The 18,113-nt window shown below is 69.6% G+C and carries 13 protein-coding genes; 6 read left to right on the top strand and 7 right to left on the bottom strand.

Annotation, left to right across the window (positions count from 1 at the left end; translation table 11 throughout):
• The first annotated feature begins 127 nt into the window (after nt 1-127).
• Complete coding sequence (locus AB0I77_RS20085) at nt 128-433, top strand: ferredoxin (protein WP_363283949.1); 306 nt, start codon at nt 128-130, stop codon at nt 431-433.
• A gap of 69 nt (nt 434-502) precedes the next feature.
• On the opposite strand, the gene AB0I77_RS20080 is transcribed toward AB0I77_RS20085, so the two are convergent.
• From AB0I77_RS20080 to AB0I77_RS20070, 3 genes are all read right to left on the bottom strand, one after another.
• Entirely contained in the window at nt 503-1,081 is a 579-nt protein-coding gene (locus AB0I77_RS20080) for a hypothetical protein (protein ID WP_363284071.1), read from the bottom strand.
• Nucleotides 1,082-1,312: 231 nt separating this feature from the next.
• A complete protein-coding gene (locus AB0I77_RS20075; RefSeq protein WP_363283948.1) occupies nt 1,313-2,215 on the bottom strand; it encodes a tRNA (adenine-N1)-methyltransferase in 903 nt (300 codons plus the stop codon).
• 162 nt (nt 2,216-2,377) lie between these two features.
• Complete coding sequence (locus AB0I77_RS20070) at nt 2,378-4,288, bottom strand: site-2 protease family protein (protein WP_363283947.1); 1,911 nt, start codon at nt 4,286-4,288, stop codon at nt 2,378-2,380.
• 175 nt (nt 4,289-4,463) lie between these two features.
• On the opposite strand from AB0I77_RS20070, the gene AB0I77_RS20065 reads away from it, so the two are divergent.
• Together AB0I77_RS20065 and AB0I77_RS20060 are read left to right on the top strand one after the other, a co-directional pair.
• On the top strand, nt 4,464-5,480 hold the full coding sequence (locus tag AB0I77_RS20065; RefSeq protein ID WP_363283945.1) for a RecB family exonuclease: 1,017 nt from the start codon (nt 4,464-4,466) through the stop codon (nt 5,478-5,480).
• A gap of 14 nt (nt 5,481-5,494) precedes the next feature.
• A complete protein-coding gene (locus AB0I77_RS20060) occupies nt 5,495-6,166 on the top strand; it encodes a response regulator transcription factor (protein WP_058926326.1) in 672 nt (223 codons plus the stop codon).
• 91 nt (nt 6,167-6,257) lie between these two features.
• On the opposite strand, the gene AB0I77_RS20055 is transcribed toward AB0I77_RS20060, so the two are convergent.
• The 4 genes from AB0I77_RS20055 to metH form a co-directional block, all read right to left on the bottom strand.
• The gene (locus AB0I77_RS20055; RefSeq protein WP_363283944.1) at nt 6,258-7,838 is read right to left on the bottom strand and encodes an ABC transporter substrate-binding protein; all 1,581 of its coding nucleotides are present in this window, start codon (nt 7,836-7,838) and stop codon (nt 6,258-6,260) included.
• 67 nt (nt 7,839-7,905) lie between these two features.
• On the bottom strand, nt 7,906-9,510 hold the full coding sequence (locus tag AB0I77_RS20050; protein ID WP_363283943.1) for an ABC transporter substrate-binding protein: 1,605 nt from the start codon (nt 9,508-9,510) through the stop codon (nt 7,906-7,908).
• A gap of 448 nt (nt 9,511-9,958) precedes the next feature.
• Complete coding sequence (locus AB0I77_RS20045) at nt 9,959-10,654, bottom strand: HAD family phosphatase (RefSeq protein ID WP_363283942.1); 696 nt, start codon at nt 10,652-10,654, stop codon at nt 9,959-9,961.
• Between the two features lie 110 nt (nt 10,655-10,764).
• A complete protein-coding gene (gene metH / locus AB0I77_RS20040; RefSeq protein WP_363283941.1) occupies nt 10,765-14,280 on the bottom strand; it encodes a methionine synthase in 3,516 nt (1,171 codons plus the stop codon).
• A gap of 318 nt (nt 14,281-14,598) precedes the next feature.
• Between metH and AB0I77_RS20035 the strand changes: the two genes are divergently transcribed.
• From AB0I77_RS20035 to glpK, 3 genes are all read left to right on the top strand, one after another.
• The gene (locus tag AB0I77_RS20035) at nt 14,599-15,363 is read left to right on the top strand and encodes an IclR family transcriptional regulator (protein WP_363283940.1); all 765 of its coding nucleotides are present in this window, start codon (nt 14,599-14,601) and stop codon (nt 15,361-15,363) included.
• Nucleotides 15,364-15,645: 282 nt separating this feature from the next.
• Complete coding sequence (locus AB0I77_RS20030; protein ID WP_363283939.1) at nt 15,646-16,440, top strand: MIP/aquaporin family protein; 795 nt, start codon at nt 15,646-15,648, stop codon at nt 16,438-16,440.
• A 90-nt stretch (nt 16,441-16,530) separates the two neighbouring features.
• Nucleotides 16,531-18,069 (top strand): glycerol kinase GlpK, encoded by a 1,539-nt coding sequence (gene glpK, locus AB0I77_RS20025; RefSeq protein WP_363284070.1) that lies wholly within the window; start codon nt 16,531-16,533, stop codon nt 18,067-18,069.
• Nucleotides 18,070-18,113: the final 44 nt, after the last annotated feature.

Genomic DNA, 18,113 nt, shown 5'->3' with positions numbered 1-18,113 from the left:
CTCTCCCTCACGCCAGGGGAATACCCACCGAACATGATTGGAAAGCGGCCGAAGGTAGGGTCGAAGTGTTCAACACCCGTCAGAGCTGGCCGGATTCCCGGTCGGCTCGACGGAGAAACGGCAGGAGATGAGCGTGCAGCAGCAGGCCGAGACCGGCGGCGAGGCATTGGAGGTCTGGATCGACCAGGACCTCTGTACCGGTGACGGAATCTGCGCCCAGTACGCGCCCGAGGTCTTCGAGCTGGACATCGACGGTCTGGCCTATGTCAAGGGCGGGGACGAGGAGTTGCTCCAGGACAAGGGCGCCACCACACCCGTTCCGCTGCCGCTCCTCACGGATGTCGTGGACTCCGCGAAGGAGTGTCCGGGCGCGTGCATCCACGTACGTCGAGTTTCGGACAGGACCGAGGTCTACGGGCCGGACGCGGAGTGACCGAATTGGTACTCCACGTCACCCCTGTCTGATTTCTCACACTGGTCGAGGGCCCGCCGGTGACCCGCCTCAGGCGGTTTGGGTTCCGGCGGGTGTCGAGCGGACGAACACGCCGTTCTTCCATCGCCACTTCGCGCCGGTCTTCACGTCCGGGCAGCAACTGGGCACGTCGGCGGTGGAGTAGCCGAGCAGCGTCGCGGAGACGGCCCCGTCCCGGACGGCGAAGTGCGTCACGGTGAGGCGGTCCTTGGGGGTGACCAGGGTGGCGACCACGCGGGGTGCACCGCCGTCCGCGGCCCGGGTGAGGACGTACACACCGTCGGGCGGGGTGCCCATCGGCGCGTCGCAGTGCACCACGACCACCGTCTCCGGTTTGCCGTCGCCGTCGAGGTCTCCGGAGGCCTTCTTCACCACGAGCTCCTTCACCGGACCGCACTCGATCGGGAAGTCGACGCCGGCCGGGTCGGGGGGTGAGGACGCCGCCGGGGCCGTTCTGCTCTGCGGGCCGGACGCCTGGGCCGCCGTCGCCGGATTGGGCTGGAGGACCGAGGACAGGGCCACGACACCGGCGACTGCGGTTGCGGTGGCGACCCAGTGGATCGGACGGGGGTGGTTGTGGGCCAGTTCCGGGACGGCGGACTGCTGCACTAGGAGCGTCTCCTGGGAGGGCTGTGCCGGTGGGGTGGCCAGCATGGTGCCACACGTCACAGTGCGGGGGAACGGCGGGGTCGGTGTTCCGAAGCCGTGAGCAAGCCGTGAGCGTTACGGATTCTGGTGCCGTGTCAACAGGAACGCGCCGTGGCCGAGTTCCCGCTCGTCTGCGGGAACTCGGCCACGGTCCTTGCACGTTGTCGCGGCACGAGGCCGCCCGGGGCGGCTCTAGCGGCCGGTGCCTCCGTCGGCGTTGGGGCCGGTGTAGTCCTCGCCGTAGGCGCCCTTGGCGGGGCGGCGGCGGCGCATGGGCGGCTCGACTCCGTCGGCGAGGCGGCGGGCGGTGAGCAGGAAGCCGGTGTGGCCGATCATCCGGTGGTCCGGGCGGACGGCCAGGCCCTCGACATGCCAGTTGCGGATCATCGACTCCCAGGCGGTCGGCTCGTTGAAGGAGCCGATCTCGCGGATGGACTCGACGGTCCGGGCGAGCTGGGTGGTGGTCGCGACGTAGCAGCACAGGATGCCGCCGGGCACGAGCGCCTTGGAGACGGCCTCCAGGCACTCCCAGGGGGCGAGCATGTCGAGGATGACGCGGTCGACGTCCGTGTCGGAGAGGTTGTCCTGGAGGTCGCCGACGGTGAGCTGCCAGGCCGGGTGCGGGGAGCCGAAGTAGCGCTCCACGTTCTGCTGGGCGATCTCGGCGAAGTCCTCGCGGCGCTCGTAGCTGTGCAGCATGCCCTGGTCGCCGATGGCGCGCAGCAGGAAGCTGCTGAGCGAGCCGGAGCCTACGCCGGCCTCCACGACGCGTGCGCCGGGGAAGATGTCGGCGAAGGCGAGGATCTGCCCCGCGTCCTTGGGGTAGACGACGGCTGCCCCGCGGGGCATGGACAGGACGTAGTCGGGGAGCAGGGGGCGCAGCGCGAGGTAGGCGACGTTCCCGGTGGTGCGGACAACGCTGCCCTCGGGAGCACCGATCAGTTCGTCGTGCGGGAAGGAACCCTTGTGGGTGTGGAAGTTCTTCCCGGCTTCGAGCGTGAACGTGTAGTGGCGGCCCTTGGGGTCGGTCAGCTGAACCTGGTCCCCGACCTTGAAGGGCCCGCGACGGCGGGCGGCACCGGTCGGTTCGGACATGTGAACAGCCTACCGGCGATTGCGGGGGCCGCCGACCACTAGGTCCTGTCGTCAAATTCCCGTCGTCCGCCCGAAGGGCGGGCCTCGCGCCCGCCGCGGTAGCGGCTTGTGTCGCTGTAGGTGCGTGCTCTCGGCGTGCCGGGTACAGGCCCTCGTAAGGACCTAGCTCGACTGGGCCGACGGCCTGGCCATCGCCTTCACGAAGGCGCGTTCCACGTCGGCCGCGGACAGGACGCCGTAGATCTCGCCGGTCTCCTCGACGACGAGGTACTCGGTGGCGGGGGTGGCCCGCAGGGCGTCCAGGAGGTCCTCGCCGGCCAGCTCCGCGGAGACGCGCATGCCGTCGGTGAGGTCCTGGGCGAGGCCGCTGACGGCGACCCAGGGGCGGCGGTGCTCCGGTACGCCGACGATGGCGGCCTCGCGGACCAGGGAGACGGGGTGGCCGTCGGCGTCGACGACGACCAGGGCGCGGGCGCCGGCGGCGTTGGCGCGGCGCAGGGCCTCGGAGAGCGGGGTGTCCGTCTCGACCGGGACCGCGCGGCGGGTGAGGTTGCGGGCGCGCAGCTCGGGGAGGTGCTGGCGCAGGCGGGCCATGCGCAGGCTGTTGCCGGCGCCGGTCCAGATGATCGCGGCGAGGATCGCGGCGAGCAGGGCGTCCATGACGGTGTCCATGCCGACGTTGTCCGCGGCGTTGGAGCCGAGCGCCCCGGTCTGGGTGAGCAGGGGCAGGCCGATCAGGACGCAGACGGCGAGGGCACGGCCGACCCAGGCGGCGGCGACGGTGCCGCTCATCGGGCGGCCGGTGATCTTCCAGACGACCGCGCGGAGCATACGGCCGCCGTCGAGGGGCAGGCCGGGCAGGAGGTTGAAGGCGGCGACGATGAGGTTGGAGATCATCAGGCCGGCCAGCAGCACACCGGGGACCGTGCCGGGCTCGACGGGCTGCATGGCGAGGTAGAAGAGGCCGGAGAGAACGAGGGAGAGGAGCGGGCCGACGAAGGCCAGCCAGAACTCGCGTCCGGGTGTCTCGGCCTCCTTCTCGATCTCGGAGACCCCGCCGAAGAACTGGAGCTGGATGCGGCGGACGGGCAGCTTGAAGCGCAGTGCGGCGACCGTGTGGGCCAGTTCGTGGACGAGGACGGAGGCGTAGAAGGCGACCGCGAAGAAGAGGGAGACGAGGTAGCGAGCCGCGCCGAGTTCGGGCAGCACGCGGTCGAGCTGGCCGCCGAACACCCAGGTGATCAGCGCGGCGACGAGGAACCAGCTGGGCGCGACATACACGGGCACCCCGAACGGCCGCCCCATCAGCAGCCCGCCCCCGGGTCCCCGGTCGCGCCGGGGCCGGCGCTCTTTGCCGCCATCGGCGTGGGCGGGGGTCCGGCCGCCGCCGGGGGTGTCGGTGTGGCGGGCGGACGGGCGGGCCTCGGCGCCGGGGGTGTGGGCCGGCCGGCGGTCGCGGTCGGGCGTGTCCGCGTGGCTGTCGCCCGGGCGAGCGCCGTCGGCCGCGGTGCCGGTCTCGGGAGCGGGTCGGTCGGTGGAACCGGCGGGGGTCTGCGTGGGCGCGGGTGCTGCGGCGGGCCGGGGCGATCGGGGCTCCGTGTCGTGCCGCTCGGCGTCGCGGACCTGTGCGCGCTGACGCTCGGCGTCGCGGACCTGCGCACCCTGCCGCTCAGCGTCGCGACCCTGTGCGCGCTGACGCGAGGTGTCGTGGGCCGATGCGTCGTCCTCGGCAGGGTGGCCCGACGCGGGGTCCTCGGAGGCCGGGCTCTGGGGGTCCGGCCCGTGCTCTCCGGGGGCCTGGGGTTCGGGACTGTGTGCCTCGGGACGGCCCTTGGACTCGTGGCCCTGGGCGTCGTGCTGGCCCGGGTCGTCGTCGGGGGAAGCGTCCAACCGGCGTACGACCATGGTGGGTTCGTCGGGCGGTGTGGCCGCCGCGGTGTCGGCATCGTTGTCCGTGCGCGAGGGCGGGCCGGAGCGTGTGGGGCCGGTGGCCGGGGTCGCAGGTGTGGCGTGGCGCTCGGTCGACTCGTCGTTGCCGGACCGCGGCTGCCCGCTCCCGCCGCTCTCGTCCACGGTGTCCCCTCGTTCGAAGCGTCTCCCGCGCCTGCCGGGCGGAAAGGTCTCAAGTCGATGGTATGCGGCCCTCGCGACGCGTTCCGCCTCGGCACCCCCTGTGTTTCCTCCGTCGCCGCACCGCCCACGACCGCGGCGGGGTCACTGTCAGTGGCGGCCCGTATGGTCTGTGGTCATGGAGACGAGCACCGAGGGCATGGCACAGGCCCCGACCGGCGGACCCGCAGCGGCGGACCCGCCGGTCGTTGCCGAGCCGACGGCAGCAGCGGCACCAGCGGCAGTGGAGACGGCGACCACCGCCGGGACCATCGCCATACCGCCGGCCTCCCTGTCCCCCTCGCGGGCCGGCGACTTCATGCAGTGCCCGTTGCTCTACCGGTTCCGGGTGATCGACCGACTGCCCGAGAAGCCGAGCGAGGCCGCGACCCGGGGCACCCTGGTGCACGCGGTCCTGGAGCGGCTCTTCGACGCCCCGGCCGCCGAGCGGACCGCGCCCCGTGCCAAGTCGCTCGTCCCCGGCCAGTGGGACCGGCTGCGGGAGAGCCGGCCGGAGGTCGTGGAGCTGTTCGCCGACGATCCTCAGGGCGAGCGGCTGACGCGCTGGCTCGGTGAGGCGGAGCGGCTGGTGGAGCGCTGGTTCACGCTGGAGGACCCGACCCGGCTCGAACCGGCCGAGCGCGAGCTGTTCATCGAGGCGGAGCTGGACTCCGGGCTGAAGCTGCGCGGAATCATCGACCGGGTCGACGTGGCGCCCACCGGCGAGGTGCGGATCGTCGACTACAAGACGGGCAAGGCGCCCCGGCCCGAGTATGCCGAGAGCGCGCTGTTCCAGATGAAGTTCTACGCCCTGGTGGTGTGGCGGCTGAAGAAGGTCGTCCCGCGGCGGCTCCAGCTCGTCTATCTCGGCAGCGGCGACGTGCTGACGTACGACCCCGTCGTCGCCGACCTGGAGCGTGTCGAGCGCAAGCTGCACGCGCTGTGGGAGGCGATCCGGCAGGCCACTCGGACGGGCGAGTGGCGGCCCCGGCCCACCAAGCTCTGCGGCTGGTGCGACCACCAGGCACACTGCCCGGAGTTCGGCGGTACTCCCCCGCCCTATCCATTGCCGGTCGACGTCGGGGAAGTACAGCCCTCGCCGGTGAGGGCGCCGGAGTCCGGTGGCGTGGCGCAGGGCAGAATGGGGCCGGACTAGCGAAGGAGACTTACGTGGCCATCCGCGTCCTACTGGTCGACGACCAGCCGCTGCTGCGCACCGGCTTCCGGATGATTCTGGAGGCCGAGCAGGATCTCGCGGTCGTCGGTGAGGCCGGAGACGGCCTCCAGGCTCTCGACCAGGTGCGGGCACTCCAGCCCGATGTGGTTCTGATGGACATCCGTATGCCGCGGATGGACGGTGTGGAGGCGACCCGGCAGATCACCGGTCCGGGGCGGGACGGCCCGGCGAAGGTGCTGGTGCTGACCACCTTCGACCTCGACGAGTACGTGGTGGAGGCGCTCAGGGCGGGAGCCAGCGGATTCCTGCTGAAGGACGCCCCGGCCAACGAGTTGGTCCAGGCGATCCGGGTGGTGGCCGCGGGCGAGGCGATGCTCGCGCCGAGCATCACGCGCCGGCTGCTCGACAAGTACGCCACGCATCTGCCGTCCGGCGACGAGCCGGTGCCGGACACGCTGCACACGCTCACCGAGCGCGAGGTGGAGGTGCTGAAGCTGGTGGCGCGCGGGCTGTCCAACGCGGAGATCGCCGCCGACCTCTTCGTCAGCGAGACCACCGTCAAGACGCATGTCGGTCATGTGCTGACCAAGCTGGGCCTGCGCGACCGGGTACAGGCCGCGGTGTACGCGTACGAGAGCGGGCTGGTGCGCCCCGGCGCGCAGTAAGCAGTCTGATCGGTCTGCTTCGCTCGTACGACCCTGAGGGCGCCCCCTGTTCGCAGCGGGCGCCCTCAGCCTTCGTACGGCGTCGCGTCCCTCAGCCCTTGCTCAGTTCCCAGAACCGGAACACCGTCGAAGCGTCGAGGCAGTACTCCAGGCCGTAGACGTTCTCGCGGGTGACCGCGTACTGCTTGGCCTGCCAGACCGGGAGGACGGGGAGGTCCTCGGCGACGATGTCCTGGAGCTTGGCGTAGTCCGCGTCCGTCGCGGCGCGGTCGCTCTCGGCGGCGGTCCGCGGGATGAGCGTGCCGGTGATCGCGGTGTTGGCGTAGTTGTTGCTCAGCACGTTGCCCTTGCCGAAGAAGGGGGCCGTGAAGTTGTCGGCGTCCGGATAGTCGGGCACCCAGCCCTTCACGTACACGCCGTACTTGCCGTCGGCGATGTCCTTCTCGTACTGGTCGAAGGCCACGGACTTCACGTCGGCGTCGAACAGGCCGCTGGCGCCCAGCTGGCCGGCGATCGCCTCGAGCTCGTCGTCGGTGGCCGGGCCGTAGCGGGACGGCGTCGACCAGAGGGTCAGCTTCACCTTGCCGGTGATGCCGTCGGCCCGCAGCGCGGCGGCGGCCTTGGCCGGGGAGGGGCGGGCGCCGTAGGTGTCGAAGAAGGACGTGTTGTGGCCCGCGATTCCGGCCGGGACGATCGAGTACAACGGGGTGGCCGTGTCCTGGTAGACGTCCCTGATCAGGGCGTCACGGTCGATCAGGTAGGCCATGGCCTGGCGTACGCCGAGTTGTCCGGCCACCGGGTCGTCCATGTTGAAGACCAGGTGCTGGACCTCGGCGCTGCTGCCCTCGACGACTTCGACGCCCGAGTCGTCGGCGGCCGTCTCGATGTCCGCGATGTCGCTCGCGCCGAGCCCCCGGTAGGCGATGTCGATCTTGTTGGCGAGCAGGTCCGTCTTCAGGGCGGACTGGTCGCCGTGGAAGAACTTGAGCGTCACGCCGGAGTTCTGGACCTCGGCGGTGCCCTCGTAGTTGTCGTTGACCGCGAAGACGGCCTTGTCGTCGCCGAACGAGTCCAGCTTGTAGGGGCCGGAGCCGACCGCCTCGCCGTCCTCGCGCAGTCCGTCGGCGTCGTACTGCGTGTGGTCGACGATGGAGCCGGCGCCGGAGGCGATCTTGCTCGGGAAGGTGGCGTCGGGTGTGTTGAGGCGGAAGACCACGGTCTTCTCGTCCGGCGTCTCCACCTGGTCGAGCATGGGGAACATGATCGCCGGGCCGGCGTCGTCGTTGATCTTCAGCATGCGGTCGAAGGAGAACTTGACGTCCTGAGAGGTGAGCTCGTCACCGTTGCTGAACTTGAGGCCGTCCTTCAGGACGCACTCGTAGACCTTGGTCTCCGCGTCCGTGAAGGAGCACTTCTCGGCGGCGTCCGGCTGTGGTTCGGTGCTTCCCTTGGGGAAGGCGAGCAGCGACTGGAAGACGTTGTTGAACAACAGCCAGGAGCCGGGGTCGTAGCCGGAGGCCGGGTCGGTGGCCAGGACGTCGTCCGACATCCCCATCACCACGGCGGAGCTCCCGCTCCCGGAGCCGTCGGAATCCGTGCCGCAGCCGGTCAACAGACCGGAGGCCAGCCCCGCCACGAGGGGCAGGACCGACCACTGGTTGCGTAAGTTCACGTGCAGAGCCTTGTCGTCGTTCTTCGGTACCCCGGAGCCACCCTCCCGGGCCCCGGGCAGGGGGGTGTCAGCCGCTCACACCGCGGCCGAGCTCCCACAGCTGAAGCGTCGAGGAGGAGTTGAGCGCGTACGCGGTGCCCGTGATGTCGTCGCGCGCGGCGACGTACTGCTTGCCCTGCCACAGCGGGAGGAGGGGAACGTCGTTGGCGACGATGTTCTGAATGTCCGTCAGGCTGGTGACGGCGGAAAGACGGTCGGCCTCGCGGCGCGACTCCGGGATCAGCGAGTTGCGGATCTGGCTGTTCGCATACGGCGTGCCGATGGTGTTGTCCTTGTCGAGGAACGGCGCGAGGTAGTTGTCGGCGTCCGGGAAGTCCGGGAACCAGCCCATGCCGTAGACGTCGTACTTGCCCTGCTGCTCGGCCTGGCGGTAGGTCGCCCAGGGCGTGCCCTTGATGCTGACGTCGAACAGGCCGCTGTCGTTGAGCTGCTTCTGCAGGATCTCGAACTCCTGCTTGGTGGCCGGACCGTAGTGGTCGGTCGTGTAGTGCAGGGTCAGCTTCACCGGCGTGGTGATGTCGGCCTGCGTCATCAGGGCCTTGGCCTTGGCGATGTTCGGGTCGCCGTACTTGTTGAAGAACGAGTTGGAGTGGCCGGTGATGCTGGCCGGGACCATCGAGTACAGCGGCTCGGCCTGGGAGCCGTAGACCTTGGAGACGAGTTCACTGCGGTTGATGATCTGGGCCATCGCCTCGCGGACGGCCTTGGTCTTCACCGTCGGGGCGGCGGTGTTGAAGCCCAGGTAGCGGATCTCCAGGCCGGCCATCTCGACGATGTCGACGTCGCCGCCGGTGGCGTTGGTGAGCTTGTTGATCTGCTCCGGCGACATGGTGCGGGTCATCACGTCGATGTCGCCCTTCTCGAGCGCGGCGCCCATGGCGTCGGCGTCCTCGAAGGAGCGGATCTCGGCCTTGCCGTTGTTCACCTCGAGCGTCCCCTTGTAGTTGGGGTTCTTGGTGAACACAGCGTCGGTGAGCTCGTCGTTCTTGACGTCGGAGTGCAGGGTGTACGGCCCGGAGCCGTCCACCGAGAAGCCGTCGCGCAGCTTGTCCTTCTGGTAGTCGTCGGGGTTGACGATGCCGGCGACCGGGGTCGACAGCTTGTACGGGAAGGTGGCGTCGGCGGTCTTGAGGTGGAAGATCACCTCGTCGTCGCCCTGCGTCTCGACGGTGTCGATGGTGGACAGCAGCGCGAAGACGCCGCTGTCGGCCTTGATGGCGAGGGCGCGGTCGATGGAGAACTTCACATCGGACGCGGTGATGGCGTCGCCGTTGGCGAACTTCAGGCCCTTGCGCAGCTTGCAGGCGTAACGCTCGTTGCCGCTGTCCGTGAAGCCGCAGCTCTGCGCGGCCTCGGGGACGGGGTCGCCGTCGCCCTTCGGCATGATCATCAGGGTCTGCACGGTCTGGCGCAGGATGTTCCAGGTGCCGACGTCGTAGGCGTACGCGGGGTCGAGGGGGGCGGGCGCGTCCTTCGTCGCCGTGAACCGGTCGGTGGTGCCGACAACGATCGCGTCGCCGCTGCCACTCCCGCTGTCGGACCCACCACAGGCAGCGAGCACCGGCGCGAGCAGGCCGATCACGGCCGACAGCACCAAAGTCTTGCGGTTCATGCTCGAAGTTCTCCAGAGCGTCGAGTCCGTGTATCCGGCATGCAGGGGTGTCGCGGCGGATCACGGGGTAGGGGCGATGTTGTCGCTAGGAGATTAGTCCGCACCTGCACGACGGTTTGCGGCGACCGGAGTTGAACGCCCATCACACAGCGAAACCAGCTGTGGACGGACCGGAAACCCGTCGGCGGAAGGATTAGGTGCAGGGTCTCATCAAACAGGACACAAGGGCCTGCTCAGGCTTCCCTTACCGGGGTGCACGGCACATCGCGGTCCCACTGTCGATCCCGAGGACAGTGAGGAACTTCACATACCCAACGGTGTAGAACAACACCGGAATTCGGCCATCTGCACGGGTTCGAATTTCCTTCGGACACGGCCTGGGAATTTCGCTTCTATCGGCGCCGCACGCTGGGTGAACGCCTAGCGCATTTCCGTCATCGAGCCGGTGTCAGAACGTCATCAGACCGCGCAGAAATGCCAGGTCCACCTCTTCGAGCGAGGCGACGACCGTGCGCCGGGCAGCCGGGGCGATGGTGGCCACCGAGGGCACCGCCACCACATGACAGCCCGCCGCCTCCGCCGCGGCGACGCCGGTCGCGGTGTCCTCGACGACCGCGCATCTGGCCGGATCGACGCCGAGCCCGGCGGCGGCGAACAGGTAGGGGTCGGGGTGCGGCTTGGTGCGCCGCACCTCGTCTCCGGCGACGGTCAGCCCGAAGTGCTCGCGGCCGAGCGTGGTCAGCACCCGGTCGATGATGCGCCGGTGCGAGGCGGAGACCAGGGCCGTGGGGATCTCGTGTGCGGCCAGTTCGGCCAGCAGCCGGGTGGCTCCCGGCATCAGCGGCAGCGCCCGGTCGATGCGGTCCTCGAAGCCCTGGTTGAGGAGAACCGTGAGCTCGGCGAGGGTGATGTCCGCGCCGGTGGCCTCGATCAGGAACCCCGCGCTGCGGGTCATGGGGCCGCCGACCACGACATGGCGCCAGGAGTCGTCGAGCGCGTGACCGAGACCGGCGAAGACCTCGACCTCGACGTCCCACCAGAAGCCCTCGGTGTCCACCAGGGTTCCGTCCATGTCGAGGAGCACGGCCTGTAGGGCTGAGCCTTCGGCCGTACGGGTTAGCGATGCGGGAACCGTGCTGGTCATCCACGTACCTCCTTGAGGGACGACCAGGCCGGTTCCCACATGGGGAACCGGCCTGCGGTGGACCGACCAGTGTACGACTTATCCGATCAGCGCGCTCTGTGAGACACGCCTCAGCGTGCGTTGAAGTACTTCGCCTCCGGGTGGTGGATCACGATGGCGTCGGTGGACTGCTCCGGGTGCAGCTGGAACTCCTCGGACAGCTGGACGCCGATGCGCTCCGGCTGGAGCAGGTCGGCGATCTTGGCACGGTCCTCCAGGTTCGGGCAGGCGCCGTAGCCGAGGGAGAAGCGGGCGCCCCGGTACTTCAGGGCGAACATGTCCTCGACGTCGCTCGGGTCCTCGCCGGCGAAGCCCAGCTCGGAACGCACGCGCGCGTGCCAGTACTCGGCGAGCGCCTCCGCCAACTGCACGGACAGGCCGTGCAGTTCGAGGTAGTCGCGGTAGGAGTTCGCCTCGAAGAGCTTCGCGGTCTCCTCCCCGATCCGGGAGCCGACGGTGACGACCTGAAGGCCGACGACATCGGTCTCGCCGGACTCCTCCGGGCGGAAGAAGTCGGCCAGGCACAGCCGACGGCCGCGGCGCTGGCGCGGGAAGGTGAAGCGGGTGCGTTCGTTGCCCTGCTCGTCCAGGAGGATCAGGTCGTCGTCCTTGGACACGCACGGGAAGTAGCCGTAGACGACGGCCGCTTCGAGGAGGTTCTCGGTCTGGAGCCTGTCCAGCAGGCCGCGCAGCCGCGGGCGGCCCTCACTCTCGACGAGTTCCTCGTACGTCGGCCCGTCGCCGGTACGCGTCTCCTTCAGGCCCCACTGGCCCTTGAACAGCGCACCCTCGTCCAGCCAGGAGGCGTACTCCTTGAGCTGGACGCCCTTGATGACCCGGGTGCCCCAGAACGGCGGGGTGGGTACCGGGTTGTCGACGGCGACGTCGGAGCGGACGTGGCCCTCCTCCGGCCGCTCCTCGACGGCCGTCTGCGCGGTGGCCTTGACCCGGCGCTGCTTGAGCTCGGGCAGCTTGGCCCCCGGTACGCCCCGCTTGACGCCGATCAGCGCGTCCATCAGCCGCAGGCCCTCGAACGCGTCCCGGGCGTAGCGGACTTCGCCCTGGTAGATCTCGTGCAGGTCCTGCTCGACGTACGCCCTGGTCAGTGCGGCGCCGCCGAGGATGACCGGGAAGTCGGCCGCCATGCCGCGCTGGTTGAGCTCCTCCAGGTTCTCCTTCATGATCACCGTGGACTTGACCAGGAGCCCGGACATGCCGATCACGTCGGCCCGGTGCTCCGCGGCGGCTTCCAGGATCGCGGAGACCGGCTGCTTGATGCCGAGGTTGACGACGTTGTAGCCGTTGTTGGACAGGATGATGTCGACGAGGTTCTTGCCGATGTCGTGCACGTCGCCGCGCACGGTGGCCAGCACGATCGTGCCCTTGCCCTCGTCGTCCGACTTCTCCATGTGCGGCTCCAGGTAGGCCACCGCGGTCTTCATCACCTCGGCGGACTGGAGCACGAACGGCAGCTGCATCTGGCCGGAGCCGAACAGCTCGCCGACGACCTTCATGCCGTCCAGGAGGGTCTCGTTGACGATGTCCAGGGCGGGGCGCTCCTGGAGGGCCTCGGCGAGGTCGGCCTCCAGGCCGTTCTTCTCGCCGTCGATGATGCGCCGCTTGAGGCGCTCGTCCAGCGGCAGGGCGGCCAGTTCCTCGGCCCTGCCCGCCTTCAGCGACTTGGTGGTGGCGCCCTCGAACAGGGCCATCAGCTTCTGCAGCGGGTCGTAACCCTCGGCGCGGCGGTCGTAGATCAGGTCGAGGGCGGTCTGCACCTCTTCCTCGGTGAAGCGGGCGATCGGGAGGATCTTGCTCGCGTGCACGATCGCCGAGTCGAGGCCGGCCTTGACGCACTCGTCGAGGAAGACCGAGTTGAGCAGCATGCGGGCGGCCGGGTTGAGGCCGAAGGAGATGTTCGACAGGCCCAGCGTGGTCTGTACGTCCGGGTGGCGGCGCTTGAGCTCGCGGATCGCCTCGATGGTGGCGATGCCGTCCTTGCGGGACTCCTCCTGACCGGTGCAGATGGTGAAGGTCAGGGTGTCGATGAGGATGTCCGACTCGTGGATGCCCCAGTTGCCGGTCAGGTCGTCGATCAGCCGCTCGGCGATCGCGACCTTGTGCTCGGGCGTGCGGGCCTGGCCCTCCTCGTCGATGGTCAGCGCGATCAGCGCGGCGCCGTGCTCCTGGGCGAGCTTGGTGACCTTCGCGAAGCGGGATTCGGGGCCGTCGCCGTCCTCGTAGTTGACCGAGTTGATGACCGCGCGGCCGCCGAGCTTCTCCAGGCCGGCCTTGATGACGTCGACCTCGGTGGAGTCCAGCACGATCGGCAGCGTGGAGGCGGTGGCGAAGCGTCCGGCCAGTTCCTCCATGTCGGCCACGCCGTCGCGGCCGACGTAGTCCACGCACAGGTCGAGCATGTGCGCGCCCTCGCGGATCTGCTCGCGGGCCATCTCCACACAGTCGTCCCAGCGGGCGTCCAGCATGGCCTCGCGGAACTTCTTCGAGCCGTTGGCGTTCGTCCGCTCGCCGATCGCCATGTACGCGGTGTCCTGACGGAACGGCACCGTCTGGTAGAGGGAGGCCGCTCCCGGCTCGGGCCGCGGGTCACGTGCGGTGGGCGTGAGATCGCGGACGCGCTCGACGACCTGGCGCAGGTGCTCGGGGGTGGTGCCGCAGCAGCCGCCGATCAGGCTCAGGCCGTAGTCGCGGACGAAGTTCTCCTGGGCGTCGGCCAGGCCCTCGGGGTCGAGCGGGAAGTGCGCGCCGTCCTTCGTGAGGATCGGCAGGCCCGCGTTCGGCATGCACAGCAGCGGGATGCGGGAGTGGCGGGTGAGATAGCGCAGGTGCTCGCTCATCTCGGCCGGGCCGGTGGAGCAGTTCAGGCCGATCATGTCGATGCCGAGGGGCTCCAGCGCCGTCAGCGCGGCGCCGATCTCGGAGCCGAGCAGCATGGTGCCGGTCGTCTCGAACGCCATGGAGACCACCAGCGGCACGTCGGCGCCGGTCGCGTCCAGCGCGCGCCGGGCGCCCAGGACGGAGGCCTTGGTCTGGAGCAGGTCCTGCGTGGTCTCGACGATCAGGGCATCGGCCCCGCCGGCCAGCAGGCCCTCGGCGTTGGCCTGGTAGCCGTCACGGATCGTGGTGTACGCGATGTGGCCGAGGGTGGGCAGCTTGGTGCCCGGGCCGATCGAGCCCAGCACCCAGCGCGTGCGGCCGTCGCGGGCGGCGTGCTCGTCGGCCGCCTCGCGGGCGATACGGGCGCCCGCCTCGGACAGCTCGTGGACGCGGTCGGCGATCTCGTACTCCGTCGCGGCCGAGTGGTTGGCCCCGAAGGTGTTGGTCTCCACGCAGTCGACGCCCGCGGCGAAGTACTCGTCGTGGACGGAGCGGACGATGTCGGGGCGCGTGATGTTCAGGATCTCGTTGCAGCCCTCGAGGTTCTCGAAGTCCTCAAGGGTCGGATCCTGGGCTTGCAGCATGGTGCCCATCGCTCCGTCGGCGACCACCACACGGGTGGCGAGCGCCTCGCGGAGAGCGGACACACGGGTCCGGCTGTCGGTGGAAGGGGTCGGTGGCAACGAGGCCATGAAAGGGCTCCCTCAGATGCGACGGCTGTCGGCTTTGCGCCACCCGTGAAAGGTTTCGCGACGGGCGCACGCCGCAAGCGTAGCCGGGTCCGGCCCAGGATGGGTCAGAGCGTCCACGGGACGGACGAGGATGGCGGCCCGGTCACCGACGGGATACGAGTGACCCAACACCATGCCGAACACCATGCCGACGGATCCCGGACAGATACGGCCCGACTGTTGGCGAGAGGTCGGCATGGACCGGTAGTGTTCGACATTGCCGAACGGCGGCAGCGACGTCGCGGGGCGACGGTCGAAGAGGACGGAGGCAGGACGGCGATGGCACGGAACATCCAGTCGCTCGAACGGGCGGCCGCGATGCTGCGGCTCCTCGCGGGCGGCGAGCGGCGCCTCGGCCTCTCGGACATCGCCTCGTCACTGGGCCTCGCCAAGGGCACCGCGCACGGCATCCTGCGCACCCTCCAGCACGAGGGCTTCGTCGAGCAGGACGACGCCTCCGGGCGCTACCAGCTGGGCGCCGAGCTGCTGCGCCTGGGCACCACCTACCTGGACGTGCACGAGCTGCGGGCCCGGGCCCTGGTGTGGACCGACGACCTGGCCCGCTCCAGCGGCGAGAGCGTCCACCTGGGGGTCCTGCACCAGCGGGGCGTGCTGATCGTGCACCACGTCTTCCGGCCCGACGACAGCCGGCAGGTGCTGGAGATCGGGGCCATGCAGCCCCTGCACTGCACCGCCCTGGGCAAGGTCCTGGCGGCTTACGACCCGGTCGCGCACAGCGAGGCGCTGGAGGCCGACCGCAAGGCCTTCACCGACCGGACCGTCTGCGAGCTCGACGCGTTCGAGCAGATCCTCGACCTCACGCGCGCGCGTGGCTACGCGGCGGACGTCGAGGAGACCTGGGAGGGCGTCGCCTCCGTCGCCGCGCCCATTCACGACCGGCGCCGGATGCCGGTGGGCGCGGTCGGCATCACCGGCGCCGTGGAGCGGCTGTGCCCGGACGGAGAGCTGCGTCCGGAGCTGATCGCGGCGGTACGGGACTGCGCCCGCGCGGTGTCGCGGGACCTGGGCGCCGGGCGGTTCTGAGCGACACGGGACGACAAGACGACCGGGGCGCCGCAGGCGTTCCGGTCCCCGTCGTGCGCCGAGATGCCCGAACCTCCCCGGCGGCGCAAGATCGATAGCACAGGGCGATCAATAACGATCGTGTTTTCGACAACAGAACACTTGACGCGCCTGTAACGCCAGAGCAAGACTCCCGTCCATCGGTCGACATTGTCGAACACCGACCGGCAATAAGCGTTACAGTATGACAACGCCAAGGGCCGGCACAGCTCTTCCCCTGGACGAAGGACAAAGGAGTCGCGGGTGTCCAGCTCCGACATCTTCATCGGCGAGACCATCGGTACCGCCATACTCATTCTGCTCGGCGGCGGCGTCTGCGCCGCCGTCACTCTCAAGGCTTCGAAGGCTCGTAACGCCGGCTGGCTCGCCATCAGCTTCGGGTGGGGTTTCGCCGTTCTGACGGGCGCGTACACCACGGCCCCGCTCTCCGGCGCCCAGCTCAACCCGGCCGTGACGCTCGCCATCGCCATCAAGGACGGCGACTGGGGCGACGTCCCGGTCTACTGGGCCGGACAGCTGCTCGGCGCCATGATCGGCGCGACCCTGGTCTGGGTCGCCTACTACGGCCAGTTCCACGCGCACCTCACCGACAAGGAGATCGTCGGCGGTCCGGGCGCGCAGTCCACCAAGGTCAAGGCCGTCGAGGCCCAGGAGAAGGGCGCCGGCCCGGTGCTGGGCATCTTCTCCACCGGTCCCGAGGTCCGGGTCGTCTGGCAGAACCTCGCCACGGAGATCATCGGCACCTTCGTGCTGGTGCTGGCCATCCTCACGCAGGGCCTGAACGGGGACGGCGACGGCCTCGGCACCCTGGGCGTCCTGATCACCGCGCTCGTGGTCGTCTCGATCGGCCTGTCCCTCGGCGGCCCGACCGGTTACGCGATCAACCCGGCCCGTGACCTCGGTCCGCGCATCGTGCACGCACTCCTGCCCCTGCCCAACAAGGGCGGCTCCGACTGGAGCTACGCCTGGATACCGGTGGCCGGTCCGCTCATCGGCGGCGCAATCGCCGCGGGCATCTACAACGTCGCGTTTGCTTAAAGCGGTACGTCCGCTCAGAGCCGTAAGCGAGACGCCGTCAGCGATACGCCGTAAGCCAGCCCCTTGACCACGGACTTCCAGGAGCACACAGTGACCGACGCCCACACCGCAGGCCCGTTCATCGCCGCGATCGACCAGGGCACGACCTCCAGCCGCTGCATCGTCTTCGACCGCGACGGCCGTATCGTCTCCGTCGACCAGAAGGAGCACGAGCAGATCTTCCCGAAGCCGGGCTGGGTCGAGCACAACGCGACCGAGATCTGGACCAACGTCCAGGAGGTCGTCGCCTCCGCCATCGAGAAGGCCGGCATCACCCGCGACGACATCAAGGCCATCGGCATCACCAACCAGCGCGAGACCACGCTGCTCTGGGACAAGAACACCGGTGAGCCCGTCCACAACGCCATCGTCTGGCAGGACACCCGCACCGACGCCCTGTGCAAGGAACTCGGCCGCAACGTCGGGCAGGACCGCTTCCGCCGCGAGACGGGCCTGCCGCTGGCCTCGTACTTCGCCGGGCCGAAGGCCCGCTGGCTGCTCGACAACGTCGAGGGGCTGCGCGAGCGCGCCGAGGCCGGCGACATCCTCTTCGGCACCATGGACAGCTGGGTCATCTGGAACCTGACCGGCGGCGTCGACGGCGGCCGGCACGTCACCGACGTCACCAACGCCTCCCGCACCCTCCTGATGAACCTCCACACCATGGAGTGGGACGCGAAGATCGCCGAGTCCATCGGCGTACCCCTGGCGATGCTGCCCGAGATCCGCTCCTCCGCCGAGGTCTACGGCGAGGTCACGGGCGGCAAGCTCGGCGACATCCTCGGCGGCATCCCCGTCGCGTCCGCGCTCGGCGACCAGCAGGCGGCCCTGTTCGGCCAGACCTGTTTCGCCGAGGGCGAGGCCAAGTCGACGTACGGCACCGGCACGTTCCTGCTGATGAACACCGGTGAGAAGCCGGTCAACTCGTACAACGGCCTGCTGACCACGGTCGGCTACCGGATCGGCGACGAGAAGGCGGTCTACGCCCTGGAGGGCTCGATCGCCGTCACCGGTTCGCTGGTGCAGTGGATGCGCGACCAGATGGGCCTCATCTCCACCGCCGCCGAGATCGAGACGCTGGCGCTGACGGTCGAGGACAACGGCGGCGCGTACTTCGTGCCGGCCTTCTCCGGCCTGTTCGCCCCGTACTGGCGCTCCGACGCCCGCGGTGTGATCGCCGGCCTGACCCGGTACGTCACGAAGGCACACCTCGCGCGTGCCGTCCTGGAGGCCACGGCCTGGCAGACCCGTGAGATCACCGACGCCATGACGAAGGACTCCGGCGTCGAGCTCGCGGCCCTCAAGGTCGACGGCGGCATGACCTCCAACAACCTGCTGATGCAGACCCTCTCGGACTTCGTGGACGCCCCCGTGGTGCGCCCGATGGTCGCCGAGACCACCTGCCTCGGCGCCGCCTATGCCGCCGGCCTCGCCGTCGGCTTCTGGACCAGCACCGACGACCTGCGCGCCAACTGGCGCCGGGCCGCCGAGTGGACCCCCAACATGGCCGCGGAGAAGCGCGACCGTGAGTACAAGAGCTGGCTCAAGGCCGTCGAGCGGACCATGGGCTGGCTCGAAGACGAGAGCTGACGAGAGCGGCTACCAAGAGAGCTCTCGGAAGCTCTGACGAGGAG

Source organism: Streptomyces sp. NPDC050619 (genome assembly GCF_040654815.1).
Taxonomy (GTDB): domain Bacteria; phylum Actinomycetota; class Actinomycetes; order Streptomycetales; family Streptomycetaceae; genus Streptomyces.
This window is presented reverse-complemented; position numbering and strand designations above follow the sequence as displayed.

Bases quoted from the DNA above. Each gene is read 5' to 3' on its own strand.
- AB0I77_RS20085 (WP_363283949.1), top strand. From the start codon at position 128: ATGAGCGTGCAGCAGCAGGCCGAGACCGGCGGCGAGGCATTGGAGGTC.
- AB0I77_RS20075 (WP_363283948.1), bottom strand. From the start codon at position 2,215: ATGTCCGAACCGACCGGTGCCGCCCGCCGTCGCGGGCCCTTCAAGGTC.
- AB0I77_RS20065 (WP_363283945.1), top strand. From the start codon at position 4,464: ATGGAGACGAGCACCGAGGGCATGGCACAGGCCCCGACCGGCGGACCC.
- AB0I77_RS20050 (WP_363283943.1), bottom strand. From the start codon at position 9,510: ATGAACCGCAAGACTTTGGTGCTGTCGGCCGTGATCGGCCTGCTCGCG.
- AB0I77_RS20045 (WP_363283942.1), bottom strand. From the start codon at position 10,654: ATGACCAGCACGGTTCCCGCATCGCTAACCCGTACGGCCGAAGGCTCA.
- metH (WP_363283941.1), bottom strand. From the start codon at position 14,280: ATGGCCTCGTTGCCACCGACCCCTTCCACCGACAGCCGGACCCGTGTG.
- AB0I77_RS20035 (WP_363283940.1), top strand. From the start codon at position 14,599: ATGGCACGGAACATCCAGTCGCTCGAACGGGCGGCCGCGATGCTGCGG.